22 protein-coding genes and 1 pseudogene are annotated in these 24,446 nt (G+C 71.4%); 10 read left to right on the forward strand and 13 right to left on the reverse strand.

Annotated elements, in window-relative coordinates:
* Positions 1 to 11: 11 nt before the first annotated feature.
* A complete protein-coding gene (locus LN251_RS18695; protein WP_458245406.1) occupies positions 12 to 710 on the forward strand; it encodes a DUF2182 domain-containing protein in 699 nt (232 codons plus the stop codon).
* A 276-nt stretch (positions 711 to 986) separates the two neighbouring features.
* Here the strand turns inward: LN251_RS18695 and msrA are convergent, their stop codons facing one another.
* Positions 987 to 1,697, reverse strand: a complete 711-nt coding sequence (gene msrA / locus LN251_RS18700; protein WP_458245407.1) for a peptide-methionine (S)-S-oxide reductase MsrA — start codon at positions 1,695 to 1,697, stop codon at positions 987 to 989.
* 75 nt (positions 1,698 to 1,772) lie between these two features.
* Positions 1,773 to 2,891 carry a hypothetical protein gene (locus tag LN251_RS18705; RefSeq protein ID WP_458245408.1) on the reverse strand — a complete coding sequence of 373 codons (1,119 nt, stop codon included), beginning with the start codon at positions 2,889 to 2,891 and terminating at the stop codon, positions 1,773 to 1,775.
* A 199-nt stretch (positions 2,892 to 3,090) separates the two neighbouring features.
* Between LN251_RS18705 and LN251_RS18710 the strand changes: the two genes are divergently transcribed.
* Positions 3,091 to 4,245, forward strand: coding sequence for a cystathionine gamma-synthase (locus LN251_RS18710; RefSeq protein WP_458245409.1), 1,155 nt, complete (start codon positions 3,091 to 3,093; stop codon positions 4,243 to 4,245).
* An 8-nt stretch (positions 4,246 to 4,253) separates the two neighbouring features.
* Here the strand turns inward: LN251_RS18710 and LN251_RS18715 are convergent, their stop codons facing one another.
* The 3 genes from LN251_RS18715 to LN251_RS18725 form a co-directional block, all read right to left on the reverse strand.
* Positions 4,254 to 4,502 carry a hypothetical protein gene (locus tag LN251_RS18715; protein ID WP_058923541.1) on the reverse strand — a complete coding sequence of 83 codons (249 nt, stop codon included), beginning with the start codon at positions 4,500 to 4,502 and terminating at the stop codon, positions 4,254 to 4,256.
* A gap of 69 nt (positions 4,503 to 4,571) precedes the next feature.
* On the reverse strand, positions 4,572 to 5,075 hold the full coding sequence (locus LN251_RS18720) for a sigma factor-like helix-turn-helix DNA-binding protein (protein WP_458245410.1): 504 nt from the start codon (positions 5,073 to 5,075) through the stop codon (positions 4,572 to 4,574).
* A gap of 198 nt (positions 5,076 to 5,273) precedes the next feature.
* On the reverse strand, positions 5,274 to 5,780 hold the full coding sequence (locus tag LN251_RS18725) for a MarR family winged helix-turn-helix transcriptional regulator (RefSeq protein WP_458246750.1): 507 nt from the start codon (positions 5,778 to 5,780) through the stop codon (positions 5,274 to 5,276).
* A 163-nt stretch (positions 5,781 to 5,943) separates the two neighbouring features.
* Here LN251_RS18725 and ilvA point away from each other — a divergent pair, with 163 nt between their 5' ends.
* The 3 genes from ilvA (at position 5,944) to LN251_RS18740 (ending at position 9,249) form a co-directional block, all read left to right on the forward strand.
* Positions 5,944 to 7,173, forward strand: a complete 1,230-nt coding sequence (ilvA, locus tag LN251_RS18730) for a threonine ammonia-lyase (protein ID WP_458245411.1) — start codon at positions 5,944 to 5,946, stop codon at positions 7,171 to 7,173.
* 205 nt (positions 7,174 to 7,378) lie between these two features.
* On the forward strand, positions 7,379 to 8,395 hold the full coding sequence (locus LN251_RS18735; RefSeq protein ID WP_458245412.1) for an ATP-binding cassette domain-containing protein: 1,017 nt from the start codon (positions 7,379 to 7,381) through the stop codon (positions 8,393 to 8,395).
* A complete protein-coding gene (locus LN251_RS18740; RefSeq protein WP_058923537.1) occupies positions 8,392 to 9,249 on the forward strand; it encodes an ABC transporter permease in 858 nt (285 codons plus the stop codon). Before LN251_RS18735 ends, LN251_RS18740 begins: the two co-directional genes overlap by 4 nt.
* Before the next feature lie 128 nt (positions 9,250 to 9,377).
* On the opposite strand, the gene greA is transcribed toward LN251_RS18740, so the two are convergent.
* Positions 9,378 to 9,878, reverse strand: coding sequence for a transcription elongation factor GreA (greA, locus tag LN251_RS18745; RefSeq protein ID WP_458245413.1), 501 nt, complete (start codon positions 9,876 to 9,878; stop codon positions 9,378 to 9,380).
* A 167-nt stretch (positions 9,879 to 10,045) separates the two neighbouring features.
* A complete protein-coding gene (locus LN251_RS18750; protein ID WP_458245414.1) occupies positions 10,046 to 10,444 on the reverse strand; it encodes a DUF4307 domain-containing protein in 399 nt (132 codons plus the stop codon).
* Positions 10,445 to 10,625: 181 nt separating this feature from the next.
* Between LN251_RS18750 and mca the strand changes: the two are divergent.
* Together mca and LN251_RS18760 are read left to right on the forward strand one after the other, a co-directional pair.
* Positions 10,626 to 11,508 (forward strand): annotated as a pseudogene (gene mca / locus LN251_RS18755) (mycothiol conjugate amidase Mca).
* Entirely contained in the window at positions 11,501 to 11,746 is a 246-nt protein-coding gene (locus LN251_RS18760) for a hypothetical protein (protein ID WP_383672527.1), read from the forward strand. The pseudogene mca and the gene LN251_RS18760 overlap by 8 nt, the downstream one beginning before the upstream one ends.
* 29 nt (positions 11,747 to 11,775) lie before the next feature.
* On the opposite strand, the gene LN251_RS18765 is transcribed toward LN251_RS18760, so the two are convergent.
* Both LN251_RS18765 and LN251_RS18770 read right to left on the reverse strand, forming a co-directional pair.
* On the reverse strand, positions 11,776 to 14,979 hold the full coding sequence (locus tag LN251_RS18765; RefSeq protein ID WP_458245415.1) for a tetratricopeptide repeat protein: 3,204 nt from the start codon (positions 14,977 to 14,979) through the stop codon (positions 11,776 to 11,778).
* Between the two features lie 97 nt (positions 14,980 to 15,076).
* On the reverse strand, positions 15,077 to 15,553 hold the full coding sequence (locus tag LN251_RS18770; protein ID WP_458245416.1) for a hypothetical protein: 477 nt from the start codon (positions 15,551 to 15,553) through the stop codon (positions 15,077 to 15,079).
* Positions 15,554 to 15,643: 90 nt separating this feature from the next.
* Here LN251_RS18770 and LN251_RS18775 point away from each other — a divergent pair, with 90 nt between their 5' ends.
* Complete coding sequence (locus LN251_RS18775) at positions 15,644 to 16,282, forward strand: ArsR/SmtB family transcription factor (RefSeq protein ID WP_458245417.1); 639 nt, start codon at positions 15,644 to 15,646, stop codon at positions 16,280 to 16,282.
* Positions 16,263 to 18,293, forward strand: a complete 2,031-nt coding sequence (locus LN251_RS18780) for a thioredoxin domain-containing protein (protein ID WP_458245418.1) — start codon at positions 16,263 to 16,265, stop codon at positions 18,291 to 18,293. The genes LN251_RS18775 and LN251_RS18780 overlap by 20 nt, the downstream gene beginning before the upstream one ends.
* 7 nt (positions 18,294 to 18,300) lie before the next feature.
* Here LN251_RS18780 and LN251_RS18785 read toward each other — a convergent pair whose 3' ends face one another.
* The 4 genes from LN251_RS18785 to trhA all read right to left on the reverse strand — a co-directional run bounded on the left by LN251_RS18785 (position 18,301) and on the right by trhA (position 22,084).
* Positions 18,301 to 19,017 carry a Mut7-C RNAse domain-containing protein gene (locus LN251_RS18785; protein WP_458245419.1) on the reverse strand — a complete coding sequence of 239 codons (717 nt, stop codon included), beginning with the start codon at positions 19,015 to 19,017 and terminating at the stop codon, positions 18,301 to 18,303.
* A gap of 33 nt (positions 19,018 to 19,050) precedes the next feature.
* Positions 19,051 to 19,683, reverse strand: a complete 633-nt coding sequence (locus LN251_RS18790) for a TetR/AcrR family transcriptional regulator (RefSeq protein WP_458245420.1) — start codon at positions 19,681 to 19,683, stop codon at positions 19,051 to 19,053.
* Between the two features lie 5 nt (positions 19,684 to 19,688).
* Positions 19,689 to 21,236 carry an MFS transporter gene (locus tag LN251_RS18795; RefSeq protein ID WP_458245421.1) on the reverse strand — a complete coding sequence of 516 codons (1,548 nt, stop codon included), beginning with the start codon at positions 21,234 to 21,236 and terminating at the stop codon, positions 19,689 to 19,691.
* A 101-nt stretch (positions 21,237 to 21,337) separates the two neighbouring features.
* The gene (gene trhA / locus LN251_RS18800) at positions 21,338 to 22,084 is read right to left on the reverse strand and encodes a PAQR family membrane homeostasis protein TrhA (protein ID WP_458245422.1); all 747 of its coding nucleotides are present in this window, start codon (positions 22,082 to 22,084) and stop codon (positions 21,338 to 21,340) included.
* 367 nt (positions 22,085 to 22,451) lie between these two features.
* On the opposite strand from trhA, the gene LN251_RS18805 reads away from it, so the two are divergent.
* On the forward strand, positions 22,452 to 24,275 hold the full coding sequence (locus tag LN251_RS18805; protein WP_458245423.1) for a phosphoenolpyruvate carboxykinase (GTP): 1,824 nt from the start codon (positions 22,452 to 22,454) through the stop codon (positions 24,273 to 24,275).
* The last annotated feature ends 171 nt before the right edge of the window (positions 24,276 to 24,446 follow it).

The following is a 24,446-nucleotide window of genomic DNA, read 5'->3' on the forward strand; positions in this document are numbered from 1 at the left end:
TACTGCTGGTCGTGGCGGCTGCCGCCTGGGTCTGGGTGGTGACACGCTGGGGCGGCATGGAGGCGATGCCGGGCACCATGGGCCTGGGCCTGCCCGCTTTCCTGACCGTGTGGACGCTGATGATGGCTGCGATGATGCTGCCCGCCACAGCGCCCGTCGGAGCGCTGTACGCACGCACCATCACCGTGCACCGAGCGCCGCGCATGGTCGTTTTCACGCTCGCCTACCTGCTTGTCTGGGCCGCGGTCGGGCTGCCGGCGTACGGGCTGGCCGCCGGCCTGGGCCGAGTGGAGAGCCTCCCCCCGTCGGCAGGGACCGCAGTGGCCGCGACGGTGTTCGCGGTCAACGGTGTCTACCAGCTCACGCCCCTCAAAGACCGCTGCTTGGCGAGGTGCCGATCGCCAATCGCGCTGATGCTGCGCTACGCCTCGTACTCGGGGCCCTCACGCGATCTGCGCGCGGGAGCCCACCACGGGGTCTTCTGCCTGGGCTGCTGTTGGTCGCTGATGGTGCTGTTCGCGGCGTTCGGCGTGATGAACCTGTGGGCCATGGTGGCTCTGACCGCCGTGATCACCACTGAGAAGCTGGCTCCGGCCGGCCGTCTGGTGGCCCGTGTCGTGGGGATCGCCTCGATCGCCCTGGCCGTCGCTGTCTTCTGGTTCCCGGAGCTGGCTCCTGGCCTCACCGGTGGCGGTACGGCCAGTATGTGAGGGCGGGCAAGTGCCCGCGCAAGATCTCACGCCGGGCGGGCACGCGAAGGTCCGGCTCGCGGGGCCGCAGAAGGTTCTGCCTGGCCTGGTGCCGCCCTGGCGTCACGCGCTATTGCCTCTCGGTCGCCTTTGAGCGTTCGCCGGTGTTGGGACCACCACGTTGCGACGGTGACGGCCAAAGCGCCGGCCCCGCTCAGAGCACCGATCGCACTCCACGGTTCGCCCATGCCGGCCCGCCCTCAACAGCCCTGCCAGAGGATTGGTTGAGTGTCTCGCCTACTCCCCAGCAGGAGCAATGCCCGTCGGGCACGACGCTCCCCGGTTCGTCTCGGACGGGTCACTCAGCTTGACCCCCGTCCCACCCAACCCGCAGTACCCATCCGGGTTTTTGCTGCCTGAAAGGTACTGCTGGTGGTACCCCTCCGCCGGATAGAACGGGCGGTCCTGCGCCGGCAGGATCTCCGTCGTGATCGTGCCGTGGCCCGCGCCGGTCAGGACGCGTTGGTAGGCCGCGCGGGAGGCCTCGGCGGCCCGGGCCTGTTCGGGGGTGTGGGTGTGGATCGCCGAGCGGTACTGGGTGCCCACGTCGTTGCCCTGGCGGAAGCCCTGGGTCGGGTCGTGGGACTCCCAGAAGGTCTTCAGGAGGCGTTCGTACGAGATGACCTCGGGGTCGAAGACCACGCGGACCATCTCCGTGTGGCCGGTCAGGCCGGAGCAGACCTCCTCGTAGGTGGGGTGCTCCGTGTAGCCGCCCTGGTAGCCGACCAGGGTGGTCCACACCCCGGCCGGAAGCTGCCAGAACGTGCGCTCCGCGCCCCAGAAACAGCCCAGGGCGAAGTCGGCGACCTCCAGGCCCTCGGGGTAGGGGCCCAGGAGCGGGGTGCCGAGGACGGTGTGCCGGTCGTGGACCGTGAAGATCGGCTTCGGGCGCCCCTGGAGAGCCTGCTCGGGGGTGGGGAGGTGCGGTGAACGGCTGTACAGGAACATGCGGTCTCCAAGCGAGGGGCCGGGGGTTCGCTGCCGTCAACATGCCGTGCCGGGGCGGCATTCCGCCGCGGCCGGTCAGTGCGGCAGCGTCGCCGGGCTGCCGCCGTTCGCCTCGTAGCCCGCGACCGCCAGCGCGCGGTACACCGCGAACTCGGCGGCGGGGTCGGCGGACAGGGTCCAGGGCAGGGCCCCGACGTGTCCGTCGATGTGTATGAGCTGGTTCATCGCCTCGCCCCAGCGCTCGGCGCGCACGAGGAAGAAGACCAGCAGGTGCCGTACGTGCGCCAGCATGGGGTCGTCGGGGCGGGCCGAGTGGACCGCGTGCAGGGCGCCGTGGATCGCCTTGGTCACGACCTCGCTCTGGTAGAAGCCGCGGACCAGGTTCACCTCGGGCAGGTGCTCGAAGACCGCGAAGAGCGGCATGGCGGCGAGGAGGGAACCGCGCGGGGCGCGGGCGGCCGCGGCCTCGGCGAAGGCGTACGCCTGCTCGCGCGAGCCGTGCCACTTCTCGCACCAGTAGTGCAGGGCCGCCAGGTGCGCGCCCATGTGGGACGGGGCGCGGTCCAGGATCTTCAGCCACAGCTGATCGAACTCCGGCTCGGAGTAGCCGAGTCCGCGGGCCACCGACAGCTCGACGATGTACGGGACCGGGTCGCCGGGGGCGAGCAGCGCCGCGTCCCCGCAGGCCGCCGACGCCTCCTCCATGATGATCCGGAAGTCGTCCGTGCCCGGCGTCGACGTCCGCCACGCCTGCTGCACCAGGAACTCGGCGTGCACGGCGGCACCGCCGGCGTCCTTCGGCTGCTCGGTTCGCCACACCCGCAGCCACTGGCCGCCCGGCAGCTCGCCGACCCCGCCCGGCCGCTCTTTCAGCTCCAGCGACGCGGCGCCCGCGAAGGCCTGCACACGCTGCCAGCGCAGCTCGCCCTCCGCCTCGGTGCCCGCGAGCAGCTGGGAGGCCGCCCGGTAGTCCTGCGTGCGCTGCACCAGGTCCAGCACGTCCAGCAGGTCGTGGTCGGGGCCCGGCATGCGGACGTCCAGCTCCTCCTCGCGCACGAAGCCGTAGTCCGCGGGGTCCGCGGCGTCCGGGTGGCCGGCCGGGACCTGCTCGATCATGCCCCGCCGGCGCCGCATGACCGGAAGCAGCACGAAGCCCAGCATGGCGACCGCGACCAGGACCCAGAGAATCTCCATGCCTCAAGCGTTCCAGACGCCTCGGACAATTGGCGAACCGGTCCGCCGACCTGTGGACAACCCGACGCCACGGCATTCCGGACCGCCACGGCGGCCGTCCGGCCGAAGCGCCTCGGCCACCGAGGGAAAACCCGCCGGTCCCGCCTCCCGAGCCTCGTCGTCCGGCACCCGTCCCGCGAGCGCACTACGCTCGGTCCCCATGAGCGACAGGCATATCAGTCAGCACTTCGAGACCCTCGCGATCCACGCGGGCAACACCGCCGATCCCCTCACCGGCGCCGTCGTCCCGCCGATCTACCAGGTCTCGACCTACAAGCAGGACGGCGTCGGCGGTCTGCGCGGCGGCTACGAGTACAGCCGCAGCGCCAACCCCACCAGGAGCGCTCTGGAGGAGAACCTCGCGGCCCTCGAGGGCGGCCGCCGCGGTCTCGCGTTCGCGTCCGGACTGGCGGCCGAGGACTGCCTGTTGCGTACGCTGCTCAGCCCCGGTGACCACGTGGTCATCCCCAACGACGCGTACGGCGGCACGTTCCGTCTCTTCGCCAAGGTCGTCTCCCGGTGGGGCGTGGAGTGGTCGGTGGCCGACACGAGCGACCCGTCCGCCGTACGGGCGGCCATCACCCCCAAGACCAAGGCCGTGTGGGTGGAGACCCCCTCCAACCCGCTGCTCGGCATCACCGACATCGCCGCCGTCGCCCAGGTCGCCCGGGACGCGGGCGCGAGGCTCGTCGTGGACAACACCTTCGCCACGCCGTACCTGCAGCAGCCGCTGTCGCTCGGCGCGGACGTCGTCGTGCACTCCCTGACCAAGTACATGGGCGGCCACTCGGACGTGGTCGGCGGCGCCCTGGTCGTCTCCGACGAGACGCTCGGCGAGGAGCTCGCCTACCACCAGAACGCGATGGGCGCGGTCGCCGGGCCCTTCGACTCCTGGCTGGTGCTGCGCGGCACCAAGACGCTGTCGGTGCGCATGGACCGGCACAGCGAGAACGCCACCAAGGTCGCCGAGCTGCTCACCCGGCACGCGCGCGTGACGCGTGTGCTCTACCCGGGCCTGGAGGACCACCCCGGTCACGAGGTCGCCGCCAAGCAGATGCGGGCCTTCGGCGGCATGGTGTCGTTCCAGGTCGAGGGCGGGGAGGAGGCGGCCGTCGAGGTCTGCAACCGCGCCAAGATCTTCACGCTCGGCGAGTCCCTGGGCGGCGTCGAATCGCTGATCGAGCACCCCGGGCGGATGACGCACGCGTCCACGGCCGGCTCGCTCCTGGAGGTGCCCGCCGATCTCGTGCGGCTCTCCGTGGGCATCGAGAACGTCGACGACCTCCTGGAGGACCTGCAGCAGGCGCTCGGCTGACCGCCCGCTCACCAGCCCGTGTACGGGGGAGTCGTCTGCGAGGGCGGCTCCACCCACGGGCGGGCCGTCAGCGCCCACACCACGAACGCCACCGTGGCGGCGCACAGCAGCAGCCACATCAGACGCCGGACGATCCTCCTGCGGCGCAGCATCCGGGCGCCGCGCCGCATGACGTCGGCGTACAGCTCGGGCGGCACGGGTGGCGGTTCCCGCTCCATGAGCCGACGCACGGTGGCCTCACGCTCGGGCCGATTCACGCCGCACCTCCCGGATCCGCACCCGCAGCCTCCTGAAACGGGCCGTCGTCACGCACGAACGCCCGCGCCTCATGACGGCGCCACCTTCGCGCCGATGACCGGCGCGGGCCTGCCGGGTGCCGGATGCAGCAGCGACGTCGTCGCGCGGTCGCAGATGGAGCGCACGCGGTCGACGGGGAGACCGAGCAGCGCCGCCGTCTGCTCCTCGGCGACCCCCTCGTACAGCCTGAGCACCAGGATCAGGCGTTCCTGCGGTGCCAGCCCGGCCAGGGCGCTGTCGGGGTGCGGCCGGCTCCGGCCGAAGCCGCCGTACTGGTGCCACGCGGCACGCGCGAAGCGGGTGGCGAGACACTGGCGGGCGCGGTCGTACGGGTCCTCGCCGCGCAGCCGGTCCCAGCACGCGTACGTGTGCGCGAGGGCGTGTGTCAGCAGCCGCCGCGCCCGCGGGTTGTCCTCCGGCAGTTCCGCCGTGAGCAGCGTCGCGGCGTGCAGCAGCCGCCCCGCCGCGCCCGCGACGAACGCCTCGAACTCCCGGGCCCGGCGGGCACCTTGGGACACCTGCCGTTGTCGCACCGCGCCTCCCGCCCTGACGCGCCCCTGTGGGACCGGGACCCGGCCGCGTACGGCATGCGGAACCGTGTGCGACGGGGGCCCGATCTCATATGAGGCCAGGGGCGGCCTTTCGGTCAAGAGCCGCGCGCCACCCATGCGTGCGGGAGGGGCCGAGGGAGTGTGCGTGAGGCACGCCCGCCGCTGCGTCGCCCGCGGCGCCTAGGAGGGCTGCGAAGCCTCCGGACCCGGTACCCCCTGCACGGTCATCCGGGCGGAGAGGGCGGTGTTGAAGCGCGTGAGGAGCGTGCAGAACGTCTCGCGCTCCTCCGGCGCCCAGTCATGTGTCAGCTCGGCCATCAACTGGCGCCTCGACGAGCGCACTTCCTCCAGCCGTGACTGCCCGCGCGGGGACAGCTGGAGCACCACCGCGCGCCCGTCCTCGGGGTGCGACGTGCGCTTGACCAGACCGGTGTCGACGAGCGGAGCCACCTGCCGGGTGACCGTCGAGGAGTCGATGCCCATGCTGGCCGCGAGCGCCTTGACGCCCATGGGGCCCTCCTTGTCGAGGCGGTTGAGCAGCAGGTATGCGGCGCGATCCATGGAGTTGCGCACCTGCCCGACCCCGCCGAGCCGGGTCTGTTCGGCACGACGGGCGAAGACCGCCACCTCGTGCTGCAGCGTGTCGAGGAGACCGGTGTCACCGACGGTCGTCATGTCCATCGACATTTCAGGTGTTGTGGGCATGGCCGGAGGCTCGCTTCATGAAGGTGGTCTGTGAATGGGGGACAGAGTACGCGGCCGGGAGGCGGGCCGTACCGGCGCTGCGCAAACCAGTCTCGGACGTTGGTCACACCGGTCGCGCGCGCCTGTGAACTGCGATGCTTGAGTCATGAGCTACAGCACGGCTGACTCCTTGCGGTCCGTCACCCTGGACGACGTACGTGGCGCCCAGAAGATGCTCTCGGGCGTAGCGCGGATGACGGCGATGGAGGGCAGCAGGCACCTGTCCCAGCTGGTCGGCGCGCCGGTGCACCTGAAGTGCGAGAACCTCCAGCGGACGGGCTCGTTCAAGCTGCGCGGCGCGTACGTCCGTATCGCCGGGCTGCTGCCGGAGCAGCGGGCCGCCGGGGTCGTCGCGGCGAGCGCCGGCAACCACGCGCAGGGCGTGGCCCTGGCGTCGTCGCTGCTCGGGGTGCGGGCGACGGTGTTCATGCCGAAGGGCGCCCCGCTGCCGAAGATCAGCGCGACGCGCGAGTACGGCGCCGAGGTGCGCCTGCACGGGCAGGTGGTGGACGAGACGCTGGCGGCCGCCCAGGCGTACGCGGCCGAGACGGGCGCGGTGTTCATCCACCCCTTCGACCATCCCGACATCATCGCGGGGCAGGGCACGCTCGGCCTGGAGATCCTGGAGCAGTGCCCGCAGGTGCGGACGATCGTCGTCGGCATCGGCGGCGGCGGCCTTACGGCGGGTGTCGCGGTCGCCGTGAAGAGCCTGCGGCCGGACGTGCGAATCGTCGGTGTGCAGGCGGAGGGCGCGGCGGCGTACCCGCCCTCGCTCGCGGCCGGGCACCCGATGTCGATCGAGCATCCGGCGACGATGGCCGACGGCATCAGGGTCGGGCGGCCCGGTGACGTGCCGTTCGGGATCATCGAGGAACTGGTCGACGAGGTCCGCACGGTCACCGAGGACGCGCTGGCCGCCGCGCTGCTGCTGTGCCTGGAGCGGGCCAAGATGGTCGTCGAGCCGGCCGGCGCGAGCCCGGTCGCGGCGCTGCTGAGCGATCCGCGCGCCTTCGAGGGGCCGGTCGTGGCGGTGCTGTCCGGCGGCAACGTCGACCCGGTGCTGCTGCAGCGCGTGCTGCGGCACGGCATGGCCGCGCAGGGCCGCTACCTGGCCGTACGACTGCGGCTGACGGACCGGCCGGGGGCGCTCGCGACGATTCTCGGGGTGTTGTCAGTGGTCGACGCTAACGTCCTCGATGTGAGCCACGTACGGACCGACCCACGGCTCGGGCTCACGGAGGCGGAGGTCGAGCTGCACCTGGAGACGAAGGGGCCGGAGCACTGCGCCGAGGTCGGCCGCGCCCTGCGCGAGGCGGGCTACACGATCATCGACTGACGCGCCGGGATGCGCACCGCCGCACCGGAAAAACCCCAGCTCAGGAGCTCTTCGTCACCCGTTCGGGAAAATCCGTTGAGACACGCGATACATCGCGTTATGGTGTGTCTCGTAGCTGCTCCCTCGTCCGTCCGGCATCCGTCGGGCGGAGCGAAGCGCACAAATCTAGGCTTTCCGAAGAATCCCCGACGACGTGGAGACTCATATGCCAGGCGCCATCTATGCCGAAGGCCTGGTGAAGACCTTCGGTGACGTAAGGGCTCTGGACGGCGTCGACCTCGATGTCCCCGAGGGCACCGTCCTGGGTCTGCTCGGGCCGAACGGCGCGGGCAAGACGACCACTGTCCGCTGTCTGACCACCCTGCTGCAACCGGATAGCGGCAGGGCCGTCGTCGCGGGCCTCGACGTGCTCAAGCACCCGAACGAGGTGCGCCGCTCGATCGGCCTGTCCGGCCAGTTCGCCGCCGTCGACGAGTACCTGACCGGCCGGGAGAACCTGCAGATGGTCGGCCAGCTCTACCAGATGAGGGCCAAGGCCGCGAAGGCCCGGGCCGACGAGCTGCTGGCCCAATTCGACCTCACGGACGCCGCCGACCGCACCGCCAAGACGTACTCGGGCGGCATGCGCCGCCGGCTCGACCTCGCCGCCGCCCTGGTCGTCTCCCCGCCCGTGATGTTCATGGACGAACCGACGACCGGCCTCGACCCCCGCAACCGCCAGATGCTGTGGGAGGTCATCAAACAGCTCGTCTCCGGCGGTACGACCCTGCTGCTGACCACGCAGTACCTGGAAGAGGCCGACCACCTCGCCCACGACATCGCGGTCGTCGACCACGGCCGCGTCATCGCCCGCGGCACCTCCGACCAGCTCAAGGCCCGCACCGGCGGCGAGCGCGTCGAGGTCGTGGTGCACGAGCGCGAGCACATCCCCACCGCCCGCGAGGTCCTCGGCGGCTTCGGCAAGGGCGACGTCACCGTCGAGGAGCACACCCGCAAGCTCACCGTCTCCGTCACCGGCGGCGCCAAGCTGCTGGCCGAGATCATCCGTGAACTGGACGTCCGCGGCATCGAGATGGACGACATCGGCCTGCGCCGCCCGACCCTCGACGACGTCTTCCTCTCCCTGACGGGCCACGTGGCCGAGGCGAAACCGGAGGAGACCGACGCGACGGCGGACGCCCCCGCCAAGGACCGCAAGCAGAAGAAGGAGGCCGCCAAGTGAGCGCCGTGACCGACGCCCTCAGGGTCGCGCCGACCGGGAACCCCGTCAGCCAGTCCGTCCGGGACTCCATGGTCGTCGCCAAGCGGAACCTGATCCGCATGTCCCGGATCCCCGAAATGATCATCTACGGGCTCATCCAGCCCATCATGTTCGTGGTGCTGTTCACCTACGTCTTCGGCGGCTCCATGCAGATCGGCGGCAGCACCAGCGCCACCGACTACAAGAACTTCCTGATGGCCGGCATCTTCGCGCAGACCGTCACGTTCGCCACCGCCAGCTCCGGCGCCGGCATCGCCGACGACATGCACAAGGGGCTCATCGACCGCTTCCGCTCCCTGCCCATGGCACGCGGCGCGGTGCTGACCGGGCGCACGCTCGCCGACCTCGTCCAGACGGCGCTGACCCTGGTCGTGCTCGCCGTGGTCGCGCTCCTGGTCGGCTGGCGGGTCGGGTCGAACGGCCCCACCAACGCCGCCAAGGTCCTCGCCGCCTTCGGCCTGCTGCTCCTGCTCGGCTACGCGTTCACCTGGATCGGTGCCCTGATCGGCATGTCGGTGCGCACCCCCGAGGCCGCCACCTCCAGCGGACTGATCTGGCTGTTCCCGGTGACGTTCATCTCCAACGCCTTCGTGGACACCAGTCACATGACCCCGTGGCTGCGCCACATCGCCGAGTGGAACCCCTTCAGCGCCACCGTGCAAGCCTGCCGGGTGCTGTTCGCCAACCCCGGCCAGTCGCAGTCCGGAGCCTGGCCGATGCAGCACCCGGTGTGGGCCTCGCTGATCTACTCGGCCCTGATCATCGTCGTCTTCCGGACCCTCGCGGTACGCAAGTACCGCTCGGCGACGGCCTGAGCGGCCCGCGCGCACCGTGCGGCGACCGACCGCCGCGCGGTGCGGAGACGACGACGCCCCCGGCGCCGTGAGGACGCCGGGGGCGGGTGGAGGGCAGGGGGGCCGCGAGCGGCCCGATGACCGTCGGATCAGCCGTTGTAGGGCGCGGCCTTGAGGATCTTCACGGAGGCCTTCTTGCCGTTCGGCAGTTCGTACTCCGCGTCCTCGCCGACCTTGTGGCCGATCACGCCGGAGCCGAGCGGGGACTGCGGCGAGTAGGTCTCGACGTCGGCGCTCGCGTACTCGCGCGAGGCGAGCAGGAAGGTCATCGTGTCGTCCTCGTCGCCGTCGAAGGCGATGGTCACGACCATGCCGGGCGCGACGGCGCCGTCCGCCGACTCCGGGGCCTCGCCGACCTTGGCGTTCTCCAGGAGCTGGGTCAGCTGGCGCACACGGAGCTCCTGCTTGCCCTGCTCTTCCTTGGCCGCGTGGTACCCGCCGTTCTCACGCAGGTCGCCCTCCTCGCGCGCGGCCGCGATCTTGGCGGCGATCTCCGTGCGCGCGGGACCAGACAGGTACTCCAGCTCGGCCTTGAGCTGGTTGTACGCCTCCTGGGTCAGCCAGGTGACGTTCTCGCTGGTCTGGGTCACAGGTGCTCCTCGTAGGTACTGGGAATACAAAGCATCGCCCTACCCAGAAGAATGTTCCTTCACGGAAGGGCGAAACCACGAGCCTAACAATTCAGTGGCCGAAGAGGGAGGACATAAGCCATCAGAATTACGTCGACGCAGGTCAGCCGCAATGCATCCGGGTGATGTCAGTCGGCGTGACAGCCCAGGAGCTCGGCCGTGGTGCCCGGAGCCGTCGTACGGAGCGTGACGACCTTGTCGATCCGGGTGGCGCTGCCGTCGAACCGGAAGTCGGCCCGGCCCACCTCGGAGCCGTCCGCGGCCTGGGAGCGGACCGTGCAGTAGCCGGAGGCGCCGGCGTCCTTGCGGACCTCCAGGTGCACCGAGACGGCGCTCTTGTGCGGCTCGAACGTGATCACCTCGCCGCTGATCTTGTTCTGGCCGACGTAGTGGTAGGCGAAGTAGCCGACCAGGACGAGCAGCAGGGTCCCGAGGACGGCACCGGCGATCTTGAGCTTGTGGTCGGCACGCGCGTCCGAGGAGCGGCCGTAGCGGCCCTCGGGCAGCTGAGTGCTCGCCGTACCCATGATCGTCCTCTCGGTCGGGGGCCTTCGGAGCAGGACCCCGGAATTATTCGCCCCCCGATTCGGTCACTATAGAAGCCTGCCGCCCGCCGCCCGACCACCGCCCCTCAAGGACGTCCCTTCGGGACGGCACCTGCTGAATTGCCCCCAAGACACCGGGGCGCCGACTTACGAGGATTGAGTCTTGACTGACCAGCTGCGACTGATGGCCGTGCACGCCCACCCCGACGACGAGTCGAGCAAGGGCGCGGCCACCATGGCGAAGTACGTGTCCGAGGGGGTGGACGTGCTGGTCGTGACCTGCACCGGTGGGGAGCGCGGTTCCATCCTCAATCCGAAGCTGCAGGGCGACAAGTACATCGAGGAGCACATCCACGAGGTACGCAAGAAGGAGATGGACGAGGGCCCGCGAGATCCTCGGCGTCAAGCAGGAGTGGCTCGGCTTCGTCGACTCCGGCCTGCCGGAGGGCGACCCGCTGCCGCCGCTGCCCGAGGGCTGCTTCGCCCTGGAGGACGTCGACAAGGCGGCGGGCGAGCTGGTGAAGCAGATCCGCTCCTTCCGTCCGCAGGTGATCACCACCTACGACGAGAACGGCGGCTACCCGCACCCCGACCACATCATGACCCACAAGATCTCGATGGTGGCGTTCGAGGGCGCGGCGGACACCGAGAAGTACCCGGAGGCCGAGTTCGGCCCGGCGTACCAGCCGCGGAAGCTGTACTACAACCAGGGCTTCAACCGCCCGCGCACCGAGGCGCTGCACAACGCGCTGCTGGACCGCGGCCTGGAGTCGCCCTACGGGGACTGGCTCAAGCGCTGGAAGGAGTTCGAGCGGGTCGAGCGCACGCTGACCACGCACGTTCCGTGCGCCGACTTCTTCGAGATCCGCGACAAGGCCCTGATCGCGCACGCCACGCAGATCGACCCCGACGGCGGCTGGTTCAAGGTCCCGATGGAGATCCAGAAGGAGGTCTGGCCGACGGAGGAGTACGAGCTGGCGAAGTCGCTCGTGGACACCTCCCTCCCCGAGGACGACCTCTTCGCGGGCATCCGCGACAATGCCTGACATGAGCGCAAGCGTGAGCCTGGCAGTGACGCACCTCGTCCCCCTCGCCAAGGAGGTGGACGAGAACAAGGTCACCCCCGGCGTCCTCGGTTTCATCGTCTTCGCGGTGATGGCCCTGGCGGTGTGGGGGCTGATGAAGTCCATGAACAAGCACATGGGCAAGGTGAAGTTCGAGGAGCCCGCGGACTCCGAGGAGAAGGCCTCCACGAAGGCGTCCGGCAAGGGCTCCGCGGCCTGACCCGCCGACGGTGGCGGGGCTGACGGACGTCAGTCCTGCCGCACGGCCACCGGCACGCCCATCACCTCCCGCGCGTGCCGGCCGGGCACCATGCCCAGGCGCCAGGCCTGCCAGCCCGTGTCCAGATCGACGCCCCGCTCCAGCAGGAGCCGGTAGGCCTCGATGCAGTCGCCCAGCTTCTCGTCCCGCAGAGGATGGCTCGCGCGGGAGAGCTGGGCGAGCTCCTCCTGGGCGACCGCGGTGCCGATCTCGACGCCGCCGGCAGCGCCGTAGGGCAGCAGGGTGCAGCGCAGGAAGCGGGCCCAGTCCTCCCCGCGCAGGTCGCCGTAGGACGCGAACAGGTCGATGGCCTCGTCGCACAGGGCCAGTGCCTGGGGCGTACGGGCGTTGCCCGCGTCGACGACCGCCAGTTCCAGGCAGGTCCAGGCCTCGCCGTGGGCGACGCCGATGCGCTGGAAGTCGGCACGGGCGTCGACCAGGAGCTGTCTGGCGAAGCCGGAGTTGCGCAGCGAACCGGTCTGCGCGGCCCGCTGGTCGCGGGTGACGCGCGCCGAGTGGTGGCGCGCGCAGGCCAGGCCGTAGACGTCCCGCATCCGGGAGAACATCGTGCGGGAGCGTTCCAGTTCGCGGACGGCCAGATCGAGGTTGCCCGTCTCCTCCAGCGCCTGGCCCAGGTAGTAGACCGTCCAGGCCTCGCCGCGCGCGTCCTCGTTCTCGCGGTGGCGGGCGGCCGCCTGGCGCAGGCCGTCCACGGCCGGCGAGGGGTCGCCGGCGACCAGGCGGGCGCGGGCGAGCTGGGTCAGGGCCCAGGCCTCGCCACGGGCGTCGCGGGTGCGGCCGTAGCGGTCGAGGGCCGCGCGCAGTTCCGACTCCGCGCGCGGGACGTCGCCCATGCGCAGGCTCAGCTGGCCGAGCTGGAAGTGTGCCCAGGCCTCGCCGTGCACCGACTCGCCCTCGCGGTGCCCGACCAGGGAGCGGGTGAGCAGGTCCAGGGCCTCGGCGACCCGGCCGCGGTCGCGCTCCACCGCCGCCAGGGCGTGCATCGTCCAGGCGCGGTCCGTGGCCAGTTCGGGCGCGGACTGCAGGTCCAGGGCCTCGCGGAGCTTGGCCGCCGCCTCGGTCAAGTGGCCCTGGTGGTGGAGGGTGATGCCGAGGGAGCACAGGGCGCGGGCGGCGCCCGCGTCGTGATGCGCCTCCAGGTAGAGGTCGACGACGGACGACAGGGTGGTGCGCGCCTTGTCCAGTTCGCCGAGCTGACGGGCCGCGATGCCCGTGCGCCACTGCACCGAGCGGACCAGCAGGCCCTGGTCGACGGCCTGCGCCAGCTCGCTGATCTCGCCCAGGCGGTACAGGTCGCCGCGCAGCAGGCAGTAGTCGCACAGGGCGCCGAGCAGGTTGAGGACCGCCGCCTGGTTCACGCCCTCCGCGTGCCGCAGCGTGGAGGTGATGAAGCTCGACTCGTCGTCCAGCCAGCGCAGTGCCTCCTCCAGCGAGGTGAAGCCGTGCGGGCCGAAGCGGTCCGAGCGGGTCGACATGTTGCCGTCGACCAGGCGCAGCACGGAGTCCGCGAGCTCGGCGTAGTTGACGATCAGCCGTTCCTGCGCCGCCGTGCGCTCGGCCGGTTCCTCCTCGTCGAGCAGCCGGGCCTGGGCGAAGGCCCGCACCAGGTCGTGCAGGCGGTAGCGGCTGCCGCGGACGTGGTCGATCAGGCCCGCACGGGACAGCGCGGCCAGTTGGCGGCTCGCCTCGGTCTCGTCGGTGGCCAGGAGGGCGGCGGCGGCCGCAGCGCCGAGCGAGGCCCGGCCGGCCAGGGCGAGGCGGCGCAGCAGCCGGCGGGCCGTGTCGGACTGGTCGGTGTAGCGCAGCCACAGGGCGCGCTCCGTCGGCTCGACCGGGCCGTACGCGCCGAGGTCCGTGGCCAGCCGGCGCGGGGAGCGCGGGCCCAGCGACGAGCCGGCGATACGCAGGGCCAGCGGCAGGCCGCCGCACAACTCCCGGATCCGCTCGGCGGACTGGGCGTCGTAGGGCTCGGTCCTCTCCTGGGCCGCGGCGTCCAGGAGTTCCTCGGCGCCCGCCGCGTCCAGGGCCTCGACCGGCAGCTCGTGCGCCCACGCCTGGAGGCCGGAGGGCAGGGCGAGGGGCTTGCGGGTGGTGACCAGCACCAGGCTGTCGGAGCGTTCGGGGACCAGCGCGCGGACCTGCTCGGGGTCGGAGGCGTCGTCCAGGACGATCGTGACGGGAAGCCCCTTGAGGTGCTGGTGGTACAGCTCGCTCAGCCGCTTGACCTGCTGGTCGGGCGAGGACCGCTCGCGGAACAGCAGCTGTTCGCGGGGTGCGCCGAGGCGGTTGAGGAGGTGGAGCAGGGCGTCCCGGGTGGACAGCGGGGTCTCCTCCGGGCTGCCGCCGCGCAGGTCGACGACGCAGGCGCCGCGGAAGTAGTCCTTGAGGTCGTGCGCGGCGCGCACGGCGAGGGCCGTGCGCCCGCTGCCGGGGGCGCCGTGCAGCACGACGACCGTCGGGCGGGTCTCCGTGCTCGCGCGGGATGCCTGCACCCACTGCCTGATCCGGGCCATCTCCTGCCGCCGGCCGGAGAACGTGCCCTCGGGGGAGGGGAGCTGGCCGAACGACTGCTGCAGCACGGTCCGCCCGCGGGCCGCGGCGCTCTTGTCCGCGCCCTTCAGCCGCGGGCCGCTCTGCTTCGGCCCCGTCGAGGCGGCCAGCACCCGCTGCTGGTCGAGGAAGGGGCGGATGCCGCGCACCTCCAGTGCCGTCAGCCATTGCAGGCGCAGCTGCTCGGCGCCGCCCGGCTGGTGGGCGGCACCGGCGTGGTGGTGTGCGTCGGGCAGATGGGAACCGGCGACCTTGACGACCGTCGTCGCGGCGGCCACGACCCCGACGGTCGCGCCCGCCCCGACCGCGGTGCCGGCGCCGGTGCCGAAGGCGAGGTCGGCGACGGTGGCCGCGAGCGCGGCGACGGCCGCCACCAGCAGGGGAGTTCCGGCCCCTTCGCGCGCGTACCGCTGGGCGAAGGTGAGGCGTCCGGCGTCCGCCTCGTCCAGCGCGCGGGTGTAGGCCGCGTACTCCTCGGCGGCCGTCTCCGCCATCGCGTCGAGGGCTCCGCGCGCCCGCGACAGCAGGACGCCCCCGTCGGTGCGGCCGCCGGAGCGCCGCACCTCCTCCTCCACGGCCCGGGCCAACAGCCGCTCGGCCTCCGCCCGATGGGCGTCCCGCATGTCGCTTCCCCCTCCGGCGGCAACTCCTGTGCCTATGAGTGTCCTTCGCCAGGGGCGCGAGCGACAGAGGGCCGCGATCACCGCGGATGACCGCCCCTCAGGCCCGGGAGCGGCGGTCCGTCACCGCCAGGTACACGCAGACGCAGGCCAGCGCCGCCTCGCCCACCGCGCAGGCCAGGGCCTGGGCGAGGCCGGAGCCCGCCTGCGCGGTGGTGATGTCGAACCAGGCGTCCAGGACGGCGACGGCCGCCGTGGCCGAGGCCGTGAGCCGGGCGGCGGGGTGGCGGCGCAGGCCCAGCAGGGCCGTCGCCGCGCAGCCCGCGGCCATCAGCACGTCCAGGCCGATCCAGGCCGGCGACCAGTGCCGTACCTCGGTGTCGGCCGGCAGGGTCAGGCCCAGCACGACCGCCCACGGCACCAGCAGGACGGCGGCCGCGCTCAGGAAGACCAGCGTCCACCGCTTCACGGCGACGGCCACCACGCCGACCGCCATGCCCAACAGCAGCAGGGTCCACCCCGCCAGCTGCTTCTCGTACGACTGCTTCTTCACGCTCTTCCCCCATTCCGTTCCCACCCCCTCACGCTAGAACGCAGAGAAAATTCTGCAAAGAAAATCGGCGGACCTCAGGGTCGGATCAGGGTTGCTCAGGGTTACCGTGACCGCATGAGCGACGGCACGACCGAGACGACCGGCTCCGGGCACACCGGGACCACCCATTCCGGGCGCACCGGCATGACCAGCCTGGAGCGCACGGCGCTGTACAAGTCCCTCGGCAACCCCCTGCGCCGCCGCATCCTCGACTACCTCGGCCGGCACGGCGAGGCGAACTCCACCGTGCTCGCCCGCGAGCTGGGCGAGAGTTCCGGGACGACCAGCTACCACCTGCGCAAACTCGCCGAGCAGCGGCTCGTCGAGGAGATCCCGGAGAAGTCCGGCGGCCGGGAGCGGTGGTGGCGGCTGCTGCCGTTCAGCCACACCACGCCCGACCCGGCGACCATGACGCAGGAGGAGTTCGAGGCCGCCCGGCACCTCGCCCTGCTGAAGATCGACGTCGACACCCAGCTCTTCCGCCGCGCCCACGAGGAGTACCGCGGCCCGGACGGCTGGGCCCATGTGCAGCGCCACGGCACCTGGCTCACCAAGGACGAACTCCTCGCGTTCCTGCGCGAGTACCGCGCCCTGCTGGACCGCTACGGCCACCCGCGCGAGACCGCCCCCGAGGGGGCGCGCCCGGTCAACATGCGTTTCTACGCCGTGACCGAGCCCGTGGGAGAGTGGAGGAGTGAACCGACTGGCCCATGAGACGTCCCCGTACCTGCTCCAGCACGCCGACAACCCCGTCGACTGGTGGCCCTGGTCGGCCGAGGCCTTCGAGGAGGCCCGCAAGGCGAACAAGCCCGTTCTGCTGAGCGTCGGTTACTCCAGCTGCCACTGGTGCCACGTGATGGCCCACGAGTCCTTCGAGGACCGGGCCACCGCCGACTTCCTCAACGAGCACTTCGTCAGCGTCAAGGTCGACCGCGAGGAGCGCCCCGACGTCGACGCCGTCTACATGGAGGCCGTCCAGGCGGCCACCGGCCAGGGCGGCTGGCCCATGACCGTCTTCCTCACCCCGGACGCCGAACCGTTCTACTTCGGCACCTACTTCCCGCCCGCCCCCCGCCACGGCATGCCCTCCTTCCGGCAGGTCCTGGAGGGCGTGCGCGGCGCCTGGGCCGACCGGCGCGAGGAGGTCGCGGAGGTCGCCGGCAAGATCGTGCGGGACCTCGCAGGCCGCGAGATCTCCTACGGCGGCCCCGAGGCCCCCGGCGAGGAGGAGCTCGCGCAGGCCCTGCTCGGGCTCACCCGCGAGTACGACGCGCAGCGCGCCGGCTTCGGCGGCGCCCCCAAGTTCCCGCCGTCCATGGTGGTCGAGTTCCTGCTGCGCCACCACGCCCGCACCGGTGCCGAGGGCGCCCTGCAGATGGCCGCCGACACCTGCGAACGCATGGCCCGCGGCGGGATCTACGACCAGCTCGGCGGCGGCTTCGCCCGCTACTCCGTCGACCGCGACTGGATCGTGCCGCACTTCGAGAAGATGCTCTACGACAACGCGCTGCTGTGCCGCGTCTACGCGCACCTGTGGCGGGCCACGGGCTCCGAGCTCGCCCGGCGCGTGGCGCTGGAGACGGCCGACTTCATGGTGCGCGAACTGCGCACCGAGCAGGGCGGGTTCGCCTCCGCGCTGGACGCCGACAGCGACGACGGCACCGGGAAGCACGTCGAGGGCGCGTACTACGTGTGGACGCCCCGGCAGCTGCGCGACGTCCTCGGGGACGACGACGCCGAACTCGCCGCCCAGTACTTCGGCGTGACCGAGGAGGGCACCTTCGAGCACGGTCAGTCGGTGCTGCAACTGCCGCAGAGCGACGGCCTGGTCGACGCCGAGAGGATCGCCTCCGTCCGTGAGCGCCTGCTCGCCGCGCGCGCCGAGCGGCCCGCTCCCGGCCGGGACGACAAGGTCGTCGCCGCCTGGAACGGCCTGGCGATCGCCGCCCTCGCCGAGACCGGCGCCTACTTCGACCGCCCCGACCTCGTCGACGCGGCCGTCACGGCGGCCGACCTCCTCGTCCGGCTGCATCTCGACGAGCACGCCCGCCTCTCCCGCACCAGCAAGGACGGCCGGGCCGGCGCCAACGCGGGCGTACTGGAGGACTACGCCGACGTCGCCGAGGGCTTCCTGGCGCTGGCGTCCGTCACCGGCGAGGGCGTCTGGCTGGAGTTCGCCGGGTTTCTGCTCGACCACGTCCTGGCCCGCTTCGCCGACGCCGAGTCGGGTGCGCTCTACGACACCGCCGCGGACGCCGAGCGGCTGATCCGCCGGCCGCAGGACCCGACCGACAACGCCGTGCCGTCCGGCTGGACGGCCGCCGCGGGCGCCCTGCTCGGCTATGCCGCCCACACCGGCTCCGAGCCCCATCGCACCGCCGCCGAAAGGGCGTTGGGGGTCGTCAAGGCGCTGGGTCCGCGGGTGCCGCGGTTCATCGGCTGGGGGCTCGCGGTCGCCGAGGCGCTGCTCGACGGGCCGCGGGAGGTCGCGATCGTCGGTCCGGGCCTCGACGACGGCGGCACCAGGACCCTGCACCGTACGGCGCTTCTGGGCACCGCCCCCGGTGCGGTCGTGGCCGTGGGGACCCCGGACAGCGATGAGTTCCCCCTGCTCGCCGACCGGCCCCTGAGCGACGGCCGGCCAACGGCGTACGTCTGCCGCAACTTCACCTGCGACGCCCCGACCACCGACCCGGAGCGACTGCGCACGGCCCTGAACGACTGAGCAGCGGTTAGCTCGCGAACTCCGCCAGGGCGCGCTCCACGATGGCCACCAGCTGCTCGTGGTGCGCGCCCTTCCAGTACGCGCGGCCGCAGTCCCGGCACTGGGCGAAGACGTCGTACGAGCGCTGGGTGCCGCCGCGCAACTGGTCCGCGACCTCCTCCTTGGTGGCCTCCTTCAGCAGTCCGTTGCACGCGGTGCAGCGGGTCCAGGGCCGCAGCTCGGGCCGGAACCGTTCCAGCACGTCGCGGAGTTGGTCCTCGGGGCTGGTGCTGTAGACGTAGGCGCCGGACCACAGTTCGCGGCGGCGCAGCAGGCCCCGGTCGCGGCTGAGCATGACCCGCTTCTCGGCGGCCGAGAGGGTGGCGAGCGCCGGGTCGCCGATGTCCGTCGACTCGTAGGCCGTGTCCACGCCGAGCAGGCGCAGCCGGCGGGCGAGGGTGCCGAGGTGGACGTCGAGGAGGAAACGCAGGGGAGCCCCGGGCACCCGCTGGGGGCGTTCGACGGTCCCCACCTGCACACGGTCGCCGGCGGCGGGCACGTAGGACGCCGGGACCTCCCGGCCGTCGACCCGCAGCGTGCCGACCTCGGTGAGCGGGACGCCGGCCGACTCCACGGCGTGTCCCAGGGAGGACACGCCGTCGGTGACGAGGGTCCGGTGCGGCCGGCGCTGGACGAACAGGGCCAGTTCGGGGGCGAACTCGACGTGGATCTCGGGACCGTTCACCCGGTCAGGATGTCACGGGCGGGAACGAGGGGCTCAGCGGTTTTCCGTGGGGAGGCCGTGTTCCAGGACGTCCAGGGCGCGGTCCACGAGGTCGCGCAGGTCGTCCCGGAAGCCGTTCTCCGCCCAGCACATGTTGGCCTCCATCAGCCCGCCGACCAGGGACATCGCGCAGACGCGGACCTCCAGGGAGTCGGCGGGCAGGCCGGAGCGCTCCGCGATGGCCCGGCGCAGCAGGCGTCCGGTCTCCGACATGGACTCGATCATCCGGGCCCGGACCGCGGGGACCTGCGCCGACAGGTGCGCCCGGGTGCGCACCACGTCGGGGTCCTCCTCCGTCATCACGTCCATGGCCCGGTGCATCACGTACCGCACGGAGTCCATCCACGTCTCGTCCGCGGGCCGCGCGCGCAGTTCCTCCAGCATCAGCGGGTCGTACTCGTCCGTGAGGACGATGTCCTCCTTGGTGGGGAAGTACCGGAAGACGGTCGACGGCGACACCTCGGCGCGCTCGGCGATCTGCTCGATCGTCGTGGCGTCGTACCCCTGCTCCCCGATCAGCGCGTAGGTCGCCGCACGGATCGCCTCACGGGTCTTGATCTTCTTGCGTTCGCGCAGGCCGAGCGGGGGGCGGTCGGCGGGGGAGAGGGGGGAGCGTGCGGCCGTCATGGACGTCATTGTCCGGCATCCGCCACGGCGCCGGCCATCGGCGGGGCGTCCTGCGGTTCCTTCCCGGCGACGGGTGCGTTCGGCAGGAACGCGGCGGCCAGCAGGGCCGACACGAGGGCGGCGCAGCCGCACACCAGCAGCACCATGCCCATGCCGTGCAGGTAGGCGCCGTCCGCGGACGCGGCGAGCCGGGGCGAGTGCGCCCTGACGGCGACGATGTGGGCCGCGACGACGGAGTCGCGGGCGGTGTCCGCGGTCCCGGCGGGAAGCCCGGCGACGTCCAGCCGGTTGCGGAAGGCGCCGGAGAGCAGGCTGCCGAGCAGGGCGATGCCGATGGCGCCGCCGACCTGACGCAGGGTCATCAGCAGGCCCGAGCCGCTGCCCGCCCGGTCCCTGGGCAGCGTGGCGAGCGCCCCGGACATGGCAGGCACCAGCGCGAAGCCGAAGCCGACCCCGGTGACCGACAGCCACAGCGCGGTGAAGCCGTAGCCGGAGTGGACGGTCGTACGGCTGCCGAGGAACGCGGCGAACGCCAGCACGACCAGGCCCGCGCTCACCGTGGCCCGCGCACCGAACCGCTGGGCGGCGGCCGGCGCCCCCTTCGCGGCGACCGTCAGACCGCCGATCATCGGCAGCAGCCGGACGCCGGTGCCCAGGGCGTCGTTGCCGCGCACGGCCTGGAGGTACTGCGGCAGCACGAACAGCAGGCCGGACAGGACGAACATCACCAGGGTCGCGGCGACGGTGTTGAGCAGGAAGCCGCGGTGGCCGAGCAGCGTCATGTCCAGCATGGGCCGCGCGGACCGGCGCTCGCGCAGCACCAGCGCGGTGAGCAGGGCGGCGGACGCGGCGAACAGGGCGAGGACCAGGGGGTCGCCCCAGCCGCGGTCGGGAGCCTCGATGATGGCGTAGACGAGGGCGCCGAGGCCGAGCGCGGTGCACGCCGTGGAGACGGTGTCGACCTTCGGGGAGGCGGGGTCGCTGGTCTCGGGCAGCAGGAAGACGCAGGCGGCGATGCCGATCGCGGCCATCGGGACGTTGATCAGGAAGACCGAGCCCCACCAGTAGTGGTTCAGCAGCCAGCCGCCGATGATCGGGCCGAGCGGCAGGCCGAGCGCGGAGGCGGTCGAGATGATGCTGACGGCCTTGGTGCGCTCGTCCGCGGCGAACAGCGAGGGCAGGACGGACAGCGCGAGGGGGGTGACGAGTGCCGCGCCGACGCCCATGACCGCCCGGGCGGCGACGACCCAGTTCACGTCCGCGGCCAGGGCGCCCACGAGCGAACCGGTCAGGAAGATCCCGAGCCCGGCGATGAGCATGCGCCGGCGGCCGAAGCGGTCGCCGAGCAGGCCCGCGGGGAGCATCAGGGCGGCGAAGACCACGATGTAGGAGTCGGCCATCCACTGCTGCTGGCCGGTGGTGGCGCCGAGGTCGGCGGCCATGGTCGGCAGCGCGACGTTGAGGATCGTCATGTCGAAGCCGAGCGTGAGCATGCTCGCGACCAGGGCCGCGAGGGCCCACCAGCGCCGTGGATCCGGAGTGACAGTAACCATGAAATGAGAGTAGCTTTCAAAATAGGGTGGCTGTCAATCGGAATCGGCATGCAAAAAAGGGCCACGGCGGGGAAGCCGTGGCCCTGCGGGGTCGTGAGGGGCTACGTGTGCGTGTAGGCCACCAGCGAGATGCCGATGTAGTGGACGACGAACGCCGCGAGCGTCAGGGAGTGGAACACCTCGTGGAAGCCGAACCAGCGCGGGGAGGGGTTCGGCCGCTTGATGCCGTAGATGACGCCCCCGGCGCTGTAGAGCAGGCCGCCCACGATCACGAGGACCAGGACCGCGATGCCGCCGGTGCGCATGAAGTCGGGCAGGAAGAAGACGGCGGCCCAGCCCATCGCGATGTAGCAGGGGGTGTAGAGCCAGCGCGGGGCGCCCACCCAGAACACCCGGAAGGCGATGCCCGCGAGCGCCGCGCCCCAGATGCCCCACAGCAGCCACTGCCCCTTCGCCCCGTCCAGGAGCAGCATCGTCAGGGGGGTGTAGGTGCCCGCGATGATCAAAAAGATGTTGGCGTGATCGAGCCTGCGCAGGATGCCGTCCATGCGCGGGCTCCAGTTGCCGCGGTGGTACAGGGCGCTCACGCCGAACAGCAGGCAGGCCGTCAGGGCGTAGATGCCGCAGGCGATGCGGCCGCGGGGTGAGTCGGCGAGGGCGGTGAGCACCAGGCCGGCGACCAGGGCGGCCGGGAACATGCCGAGGTGCAGCCAGCCGCGCAGCTTCGGCTTGAGGGGGTCGGTGATCTGCTGGGCGTGTTGCTTGAGCTGGTGCGGGATCGAGTTCGCCTCTGGACGGCGGCCGGCGGCCGGCGTGTTCTTGGCGGCGTCGGGGACGGGCGCAGTCATGCCCTGCATCGTACCTACGGAACCGTAAGTTAGGGATCAGCGCGGGCCGAGAAGCGATGAAGAGTGGCCATCCTCTCATGGCCGCCGGTGGGTGTGCGGCTCATGACTGGTGGGTGCGCGGGCGTCCGGCAAAAGAAGCTTCAGGTGAACTCAACGTGCACGCAAAATCACGCGTGGAAACACCCTTGTGCGTGACGATCCCCACTCCGCTCACTTGTGAGGGCCTCTGGACATATGGGCACTCGACTCGGATCATCAAATGAGTGCGGTCGGCACCGGATGAGCGCTGAAGATCCAGTCGTGCAGCATCCGGGTCGCAGCCCCCACGGGGCCTCCACAATCACAAATCCCTCATTTAGGAGCAATCGTGGCGCGCGACATCGCGGCTCCCACCGTGATCCCCACCAACCACCAGGAACTGATCTCGTGGGTCAACGAGATCGCGGAACTGACCCAGCCGGACAACGTGGTCTGGTGCGACGGATCCGAGGCCGAGTACGAGCGCCTGTGCGAGGAGCTCGTCGCGAAGGGCACCTTCAAGAAGCTCGACCCGATCAAGCGCCCGAACTCCTACTACGCCGCCTCCGACCCGAGCGACGTCGCCCGGGTCGAGGACCGCACCTTCATCTGCTCCGAGCAGGAGAAGGACGCGGGCCCGACCAACCACTGGAAGGCCCCCGCGGAGATGCGGGAGATCTTCCAGGGCGAGAAGGGCATCTTCCGCGGCTCGATGAGGGGCCGGACGATGTACGTCGTCCCGTTCTGCATGGGCCCGCTCGGCTCCGACCTCTCCGCGATCGGCGTCGAGATCACCGACTCCGCCTACGTCGCGGTCTCCATGCGCACCATGACCCGCATGGGACAGCCGGTCCTCGACGAGCTCGGCTCCGACGGCTTCTTCGTCAAGGCCGTGCACACCCTGGGCGCCCCGCTGGCCGAGGGCGAGGCCGACGTGCCGTGGCCGTGCAACTCCACCAAGTACATCTCGCACTTCCCGGAGAGCCGCGAGATCTGGTCCTACGGCTCCGGCTACGGCGGCAACGCCCTGCTCGGCAAGAAGTGCTACGCCCTGCGCATCGCGTCCGTCATGGCACGCGACGAGGGCTGGCTGGCCGAGCACATGCTGATCCTCAAGCTCACCCCGCCGACCGGCGAGTCCAAGTACGTGGCGGCGGCCTTCCCGTCGGCCTGCGGCAAGACCAACCTCGCCATGCTGGAGCCCACGGTCTCCGGCTGGACGGTCGAGACGATCGGCGACGACATCGCCTGGATGCGGTTCGGCGAGGACGGCCGGCTCTACGCCATCAACCCCGAGGCCGGCTTCTTCGGCGTCGCGCCCGGCACCGGTGAGCACACCAACGCCAACGCGATGAAGACGCTGTGGGGCAACTCGGTCTTCACCAACGTCGCCCTCACCGACGACAACGACATCTGGTGGGAGGGCATGACGGAGGAGACTCCGGCCCACCTCACGGACTGGAAGGGCAACGACTGGACGCCGGAGTCCGACACCCCGGCCGCCCACCCCAACGCCCGCTTCACCGTGCCCGCCTCGCAGTGCCCGATCATCGCGCCGGAGTGGGAGGACCCCAAGGGCGTGCCGATCTCGGCGATCCTCTTCGGCGGCCGCCGCGCCTCCGCGGTGCCGCTGGTCACGGAGTCCTTCGACTGGAACCACGGCGTCTTCCTCGGCGCCAACGTCGCCTCCGAGAAGACCGCGGCCGCCGAGGGCAAGGTCGGCGAGCTGCGCCGCGACCCGTTCGCCATGCTGCCCTTCTGCGGCTACAACATGGGCGACTACATGGGTCACTGGATCGACGTGGCCAAGGGCAAGGACCAGTCCAAGCTGCCGAAGATCTACTACGTCAACTGGTTCCGCAAGAACGACCAGGGCAAGTTCGTCTGGCCGGGCTTCGGCGAGAACAGCCGCGTCCTGAAGTGGATCGTGGAGCGGCTGGACGGCAAGGCCGAGGGTGTGGAGACGCCGATCGGCGTCCTGCCCGCCAAGGGCGCCCTCGACACCAAGGGCCTCGAACTGTCCGAGTCAGACCTGGACTTCCTGCTCACCGTCGACAAGGACGTGTGGCGGGAGGAGGCCTCCCTGGTTCCCGAGCACCTCAACACGTTCGGTGACCACACGCCGAAGGAGCTGTGGGACGAGTACCGGGCGCTGGTGCAGCGCCTCGGGTGACGTCCGCTCCCGGAAAGACTCCGCGGCCGGCTGGGATGTGCCCTGACCAGTGATCGTCACGGCCGGCCGCGGTGTTGTACGGCGAGGCCGCGCACAATGGCGTGTGTGGCTCGGGCCCGTCCTTCTCCTTCCGTCCGCCCCGACGGGAGGAAGGGGGCGGGCCTTCGCCGT

It is taken from the genome of Streptomyces sp. MAI_2237, assembly GCF_054189285.1.